General features: G+C 71.8%; 4 protein-coding genes and 3 pseudogenes. 3 read left to right on the top strand and 4 right to left on the bottom strand.

The annotated features are described in order from the left end of the window. Both JDV09_RS21360 and JDV09_RS27650 read left to right on the top strand, forming a co-directional pair. Positions 1-460 (top strand): annotated as a pseudogene (locus JDV09_RS21360) (HNH endonuclease signature motif containing protein); the annotation flags it as partial. Next, positions 406-615: pseudogene (locus JDV09_RS27650) on the top strand (hypothetical protein); the annotation flags it as partial. The pseudogenes JDV09_RS21360 and JDV09_RS27650, both read left to right, overlap by 55 nt. A gap of 51 nt (positions 616-666) precedes the next feature. Here the strand turns inward: JDV09_RS27650 and JDV09_RS21355 are convergent. Both JDV09_RS21355 and JDV09_RS21350 read right to left on the bottom strand, forming a co-directional pair. Then, positions 667-1,800 carry an acyl-CoA dehydrogenase family protein gene (locus JDV09_RS21355; protein ID WP_221371141.1) on the bottom strand — a complete coding sequence of 378 codons (1,134 nt, stop codon included), beginning with the start codon at positions 1,798-1,800 and terminating at the stop codon, positions 667-669. A gap of 79 nt (positions 1,801-1,879) precedes the next feature. After that, positions 1,880-2,764, bottom strand: a complete 885-nt coding sequence (locus JDV09_RS21350) for a DUF7159 family protein (RefSeq protein WP_221371131.1) — start codon at positions 2,762-2,764, stop codon at positions 1,880-1,882. Positions 2,765-3,115: 351 nt separating this feature from the next. On the opposite strand from JDV09_RS21350, the pseudogene eutB reads away from it, so the two are divergent. Next, positions 3,116-3,229 (top strand): annotated as a pseudogene (eutB, locus tag JDV09_RS21345) (ethanolamine ammonia-lyase subunit EutB); the annotation flags it as partial. A 53-nt stretch (positions 3,230-3,282) separates the two neighbouring features. Here eutB and JDV09_RS21340 read toward each other — a convergent pair. Both JDV09_RS21340 and JDV09_RS21335 read right to left on the bottom strand, forming a co-directional pair. After that, a complete protein-coding gene (locus tag JDV09_RS21340) occupies positions 3,283-3,948 on the bottom strand; it encodes a sensor domain-containing protein (protein WP_221371130.1) in 666 nt (221 codons plus the stop codon). Next, positions 3,945-6,311 (bottom strand): Tex family protein, encoded by a 2,367-nt coding sequence (locus JDV09_RS21335; protein ID WP_221371129.1) that lies wholly within the window; start codon positions 6,309-6,311, stop codon positions 3,945-3,947. Before JDV09_RS21335 ends, JDV09_RS21340 begins: the two co-directional genes overlap by 4 nt. Positions 6,312-6,320: the final 9 nt, after the last annotated feature.

Raw genomic sequence — 6,320 nt, 5'->3', positions numbered from 1 at the left:
GGCCTGCTACTGCCGCCTGCATCACCGCTTGAAAACCTTTGACTGCGGCTGGACAGACCGGCAATTGGCCGACGGGATCATCGTCTGGACCTCACCGACCGGCGACGAATACCGCACCGCCCCGGCAAGCGCCGACCTGTTCCCCGGACTCGCCCGGCGCCGGCCCGAAGACCGTGCCCGGGTGGCCGCCGCCCGCAAGCGGCTGCGCGAGCATCTGCCCCACACCGAGTACCACCGCTACCGCAACCGGGCGGCGCGCACGGAAACCGCCCACCGGACATGGCGCAACCGGGCCCGCTGGTACCGCACGCTGTTCCACGGCTGCCCGCCCGGCGTCAAACCCTCCACCAGCCCGTTCATGGCCTTCGTCAACGAACCCTACGAACCCGAGACCCTGCCACCCGACTGGCAACCCCCACCGATGACGCCCCACGACCCCGACGAACCCCCACCGTTCTAGGGCAGCCTCGTGACAACACTTGTCGCAACGGGTTTTACGCAGGGAACCAGACCCGACGACGAGAACCACACGGCTACAACCACTGTGTCGGCTGTGGCCCTGGACGCGGATCCGCCGGTGCCGCGTCACACCGGGCTACCACCACGGCAATGGTGGCGGAATCCGCGATGACGCGCGACGACGTCGTCCCTGCACGGCGCACTGTGCTAGAGCCCGAAGTGGTCGTCGACGATCCCCAGCCACACCTGGGCGGCGTCCATGGCCACCTTCTCGCTGATGAACGCGTGCTGGGTGCCGGTGTAGACGTCGCGGAACGCGCGTTCCAGCCGGCTGCCCTCACGGATGGAACTAGTGCCGGCCACCAGGTGGGCCCACTCTGCGCATCCGCGGGCGGTGTCGGTGGCGAACACGGCGGCCACCCGCATGTCGGCCCGCAGCGTCGGGGTCAGTTCCTCGCCCGCGGCGACGGCGGATTCGGCGGCGGCGAACGTGTCGAGCACCAGCAGCCGCGCCGCGCGCCACGCGGCGACGTGGTGGGCCAGCCCCTTCTGGAACGTCTGCCTGGTGGCCAGCGCCGCCATGTCGCTCATCCGGTACTTCGTCGCGGCCAGCGCGGCGACGTCGTCGAGCATGCTCTTGGACACCCCGAGCGCCCAGGCCGCGTGCCCGGCCGCGGTCACCGGCATCATCCCCATCCGGGTGACGGGCGAACTCCCCCGCCGCGGCTCGCGGGTGAACAGCGCGAACGTTCGCGCATGCGGCACGAACACGTCGTCGACCGCGTAGTCGTAGGAGCCCGTTCCCTTCAGCCCCTGCACGAACCAGCCGTCGTCGAAGGTCACCTCGTCGCGCGGCAGCACCGCCACCTGCATGTCGGGTATACCCTCGGCCACCCAGCGGATCTCCCCGTCGACCATCGGCAGGAACCCGGCGCCGATGTACTGTGCGTGCCCGGTGCCCGAGCCGAAACTCCAGGCCCCGGTCAACCGGTACCCCCCGTCGACAGCCACGCCCTGACCGTTGGGGAAGAACTGCCCGCCCATCGTGACGCGGTTGTCGTGCGCGGTGAACACCTCGGCGAAGCCCGCATCGGGCAGGTAGGTCGCCGCGGCGAACGCCGATGGCATGTTCGCGATCCCCACCCAGCCGAACGACCCGTCCTGCCAGGCCATTTCGATCCACGTGTCGATCATCTCGGCGAACGACGGCTCGACTCCGCCCGCCGCGGTTGGGTTCAACGCCGACATCAGCCCGGTCGACCACATCGCCGCCACGATCGCCGGTGTCATCGTGCGCAGCCGTTCGGACTCCGCGGCCTCGGCGAGCACCAGATCCCGCATCTCACGGGCCAATCCGACGACCCGGCCTTCGACATCGGTTGCCTGTGATCCCGCCGTCACACCGGAAACGCTACGCCCGTCAGGGCAGGGCACTGAACAGATTCACCGGAACTGTCATCGGTGGTCCGGGCGCCTCCGGAGCCGGCGCGGGATCCTCGACGGGCCCGGCCGTGGGCCCGGCGCCGGGCAGGTGGGGCTGGGCGTCGGGCAGGTGCGGCTCGCCGGCGGGCACGGGGGCGGCTGCCGGCACCGGGCCGGTGACGCCGGCGGGCTGGGCCGGCGGGTAATAGGCCGGTACCGGCGCGGGCCGCCTGGTCGCCGCCGACGGGGCGGGGACCACCTTGCGGATCTGGGTGCTGGCCGGGTTCGGCGGCGCGGTCACCGACTCCCAGCCTGCTCCGGGATCCGGGGCGGTCTGCTCGGCCGAGGTCGCGGCGGGTGCCACGGTGGGGACCGCACCCGCCGACAGGCACAGCACACCGACCGCCACGGCGGCGGCCACGCCCATCCAGCCGGTCAGTGAGCGGCGGCGGCCGGCGGGACGGGTTGGCGGGATGCGCTGGGCCACCGGTTCGGTGATCGCCTCGCTCGGGTCGACCACGGCCAGCGCCGCGCCGTAGGCCAGTACGACCGAGGTGGTCAGGCCGTCGGGGTGGCCCGCCGACGCTGCCGATGCGTGCTCCGGCGGAACCGCCTCGACGGGCCCAAAGCCCATGTCGCGCAGCCGGGTCCGCAGCCGCACAGCGTCGTCGGCCGCATCGGGGCTCCAGGTCAGCCGGACTCGCTGCACACGGTGTCCGTCGGCGGTCGCGATCGCGTGCGCGCCGCGGGCGGCGGTCCCGGCGATCTCCGTTCCGGTGTCGAAGGTCAGCGCGTCATGATCGAGGACGGTGCCGCCGGTCGTGTCGGCCACGACCCAGGCCACCTCGCCGGCGGTCAGCGACAGCCCGAGCACGATGCCCACGACGCACTCCTTATCCCTCGAAACCCGGTGTGTGCGATGTATCGCACGCCTTGGACCTGCTGTTACACCACCGCTCGGGTGGACACCACCTACGACGGGCCATGGGCTCGTCATCCAAAGGTCGGACTGAAGACCTTTGGCCGCCGGGCGGCCCGCGCCCGGACGGCAGGAGCGTAACGCCGACGCAGGCATCCCGCGCGCCCTGCGCTCGCGACGACGCCGTCGCGGCCTGTGTCACCGAGACCGCAGGACCCAGCGATCACCATGTCGCTCAACTGCTCTGGGTGTTGCACCGCCCGGCATCCGAGCAGCGTGCGCTAGGTCACACATCCGGACGGAGCCGAAGCCCGAATGGCCTACACCCAACGACTCTGCGGCCACACCTACCAGTTCGACGGTCTGGTCGACGTGTTGGCCAAGGCGACGCCGAAGCGGTCCGGTGACGAACTGGCCGGCTGCGCAGCCGCCGCGCTGGTCGCCGGCGCCCGGCGACTGGGCGTGCCGTGACCCGCGCGCCGCTATGCGGTCGTGTTGGCCAGCGCATCGATCCGATCGAGGGCCTGCCGGGCCAGCGCGGCGATGTCGAATCCGCCGGCCGCGCCGCATGCGGTGATCTCGATCGCCGCGTTGTAGGCCGCGACGAACGTGTTGTCGCAGTTCCAGTCGACCGCGCGCAATGTCCACACCACGCTGCCCTCGGGTCCTTCGGCGGCTGGTGCACCCACGTCGAACGAATAGGTGCGGCCGGCCATCGTCGTCACGGTCAGCGTGGTGCCGCGGCACTCGCCGATCGTGCCGCGCATTGACTCCAGGGCCGCGGTGGGGTCGAAGTCGTAGGGGTAGACCGCCACCATCTCCTCGACGTAGACCGTCGTGTCGCCGATGGCGGTCCAGTGGCCGCCGTCGGTGGCCAGTGGCCAATTGTCCTGGATGAACGGCGGATCGACCTCACGCGCCAGCCCGGCACACCGGTCGGGCTGCGCGGAGGCGAACAGGTTGCCCTCCTCACCCAGCACGTCGGGGCTGAGCAGGTCCACCACCTGGGTGGTGACGATCGGCGCGGCCAACGACTGCGCGGTGGGGGTGGCGTCATCGATCTGACGGGTACACCCCGCGGCGAGCAGGCCAGCCGCGGCGACCACCGCCAGCGGCGCGGCGGTGCGGCGGCGAGCGGAGCAGCTCACCGACCGAAGCCCGCGTCCCGCAACGCCTGCGCCATCGACCCGGTCGACTGGTCGCCTGTGTTTCGGCCGGAAGTGTTGGAACGCCGCTGATTTCGCTGCTGGGCAGTGCGCCGCTGATCGGCTCCGCCGCGGGACCCGCCGCGCTCGGGCCCGCGCCCGCCGAGCCCGGGCCGCGCATCGTCGTTCAAGCGCAGGCTCAGCCCGATGCGTTGACGTTCCACGTCGACGTCGGTCACCCTGACCCGCACCACCTGTCCGGAGCGCACCACCTCGTGCGGGTCGGAGATGTAGCGGTCGGCCATCGCCGAGACGTGCACCAGTCCGTCCTGGTGCACGCCGACGTCGACGAACGCGCCGAACGCCGCGACGTTGGTGACCACACCCTCGAGCACCATGCCCACCTCGAGGTCGGCGACCTTCTGCACCCCGGCGGCGAAGGTGGCGGTGACGAATGCGGGTCGCGGGTCGCGGCCGGGCTTCTCCAGTTCGGCCAGGATGTCGGTGACCGTCGGGATGCCGAACCGGTCGTCGGCGAACTCGGCGGGGCGCAGCGAACGCAGCGCGCGTTCGTCGCCGATCATCTCGGCCAGCGTGACACCCGTGCGGTCCAGGATGCGGCGCACCACCGGGTAGGCCTCCGGATGCACGCCCGACGCATCCAGCGGATCAACGCCGTCGCGGATCCGCAGGAACCCGGCGCACTGCTCGAATGCCTTGGGCCCCAGCCGCGGAACATCGAAAAGCTGCTCGCGGCTGTTGAACCGCCCGGTGCGGTCGCGGTGGGCGACGATGGCCTCGGCGAGGGCCTCGCTGATGCCGGAGACGCGGGCCAGCAGCGGCACCGACGCGGTGTTGAGGTCGACCCCCACCGCGTTGACGGCGTCCTCGACCACCGCCCCCAGGCTGCGCGCCAGCAGGCCGGGCGTCACATCGTGCTGGTACTGTCCCACGCCGATCGACTTGGGCTCGATCTTGACCAGTTCGGCCAGCGGGTCCTGCAACCGGCGGGCGATCGACACCGCGCCGCGCAGCGTCACGTCCAGATCGGGCAGTTCGTGGGCGGCGTACGCCGAGGCCGAGTACACCGATGCGCCGGCCTCGCTGACCATGGCCCTGGCCGGTGCGGCCGTCCCGGCGGCGCGGAGGTCGGCGATCAACTCCGTTGCCAGCGCGTCGGTCTCGCGGGAGGCGGTGCCGTTGCCGACCGCGATGAGCTCGACACCGTGGCGCGCGATCAGCGTGGCCAGCGTGGCCTTGGCCGCATCCCACTTGTTCTGCGGCTGATGCGGGTGGATCGCGCAGGTGTCGACCACCTTGCCGGTGCCGTCGACGACGGCGACCTTGACCCCGGTGCGGAAGCCCGGATCCAGGCCCAGCGTGGCGCGGTCGCCCGCCGGCGCGGCGAGCAGGAGGTCGGAGAGGTTGCGGGCGAACACCGCGACGGCGTCCTGCTCGGCGCGCCGGCGCAGCCGGATCCGGGCGTCCACCGATGCCGACACCGAAAGCCGGGTGCGCCAGGCGAAGCCGACCGTCGCGGTCAGCCACGGGGTGGCCGCGGCGCGGGCGGACAGGTCGATGCCGAGGGCGTCCGCGATCATCGACGGATACACGTCGTCACCGCCGCCGGCCTCCAGGGTCAGCGTGAGCGCCTGTTCCTTCTCCCCGCGCAGCACCGCGAGCACCCGATGCGACGGGATGCTCGTCAGCGCCTCGGTGAAGTCGAAGTAGTCGCGGAACTTCTTTGCGGCCGAACTGCTTTCGGCGTCCTGCGAGGCGGCCCGGGTGCGCACCGAGCCGTGCTCCCAGAACCGTTCCCGCAGCGCGCCGACCAACTCGGCGTCCTCGGCGGCCCGCTCCACCAGGATGTGGCGCGCACCGTCGAGTGCGGCCGCCGCGTCGGCGACGCCGCCGGTGACGAATTCGGCCGCGGCGACGTCGGGGACGACGCCCGGCTCGGTCAGCAGCCGGTCGGCCAGCGGCTCGAGCCCGGCCTCGCGGGCGATCTGCGCCTTGGTCCGGCGCTTGGCCTTGTAGGGCAGGTAGATGTCCTCGACCCGGGCCTTGGTGTCGGCGGCCAGCAGCGCCGCCGTCAGCCCGGCGGTCAGCTTGCCCTGTTCCTTGATCGACGCGAGCACCGCGTCGCGGCGGTCGTCGAGCTCACGCAGATACCCCAGCCGCTCCTCGAGCAGGCGCAGTTGCGCGTCGTCGAGGCTGCCGGTGACCTCCTTGCGGTAGCGGGCGATGAACGGGACGGTGGCGCCGTCGTCGAGCAGCCGCACCGCGGCGCTGACCTGACCCTCTCCCACGGTCAGTTCCGCAGCGAGACGGGCATTTACGGACTTCACGGCAGAGCTCGAATTCACCCGCAGGAC

Origin of the sequence: Mycolicibacterium xanthum, assembly GCF_019710635.1 — a bacterium.
GTDB classification, from domain to species: Bacteria; Actinomycetota; Actinomycetes; order Mycobacteriales; family Mycobacteriaceae; genus Mycobacterium; species Mycobacterium xanthum.
The sequence above is the reverse complement of the archived record's forward strand: the minus strand, read 5'-3'. Positions and strand labels throughout refer to the sequence as shown.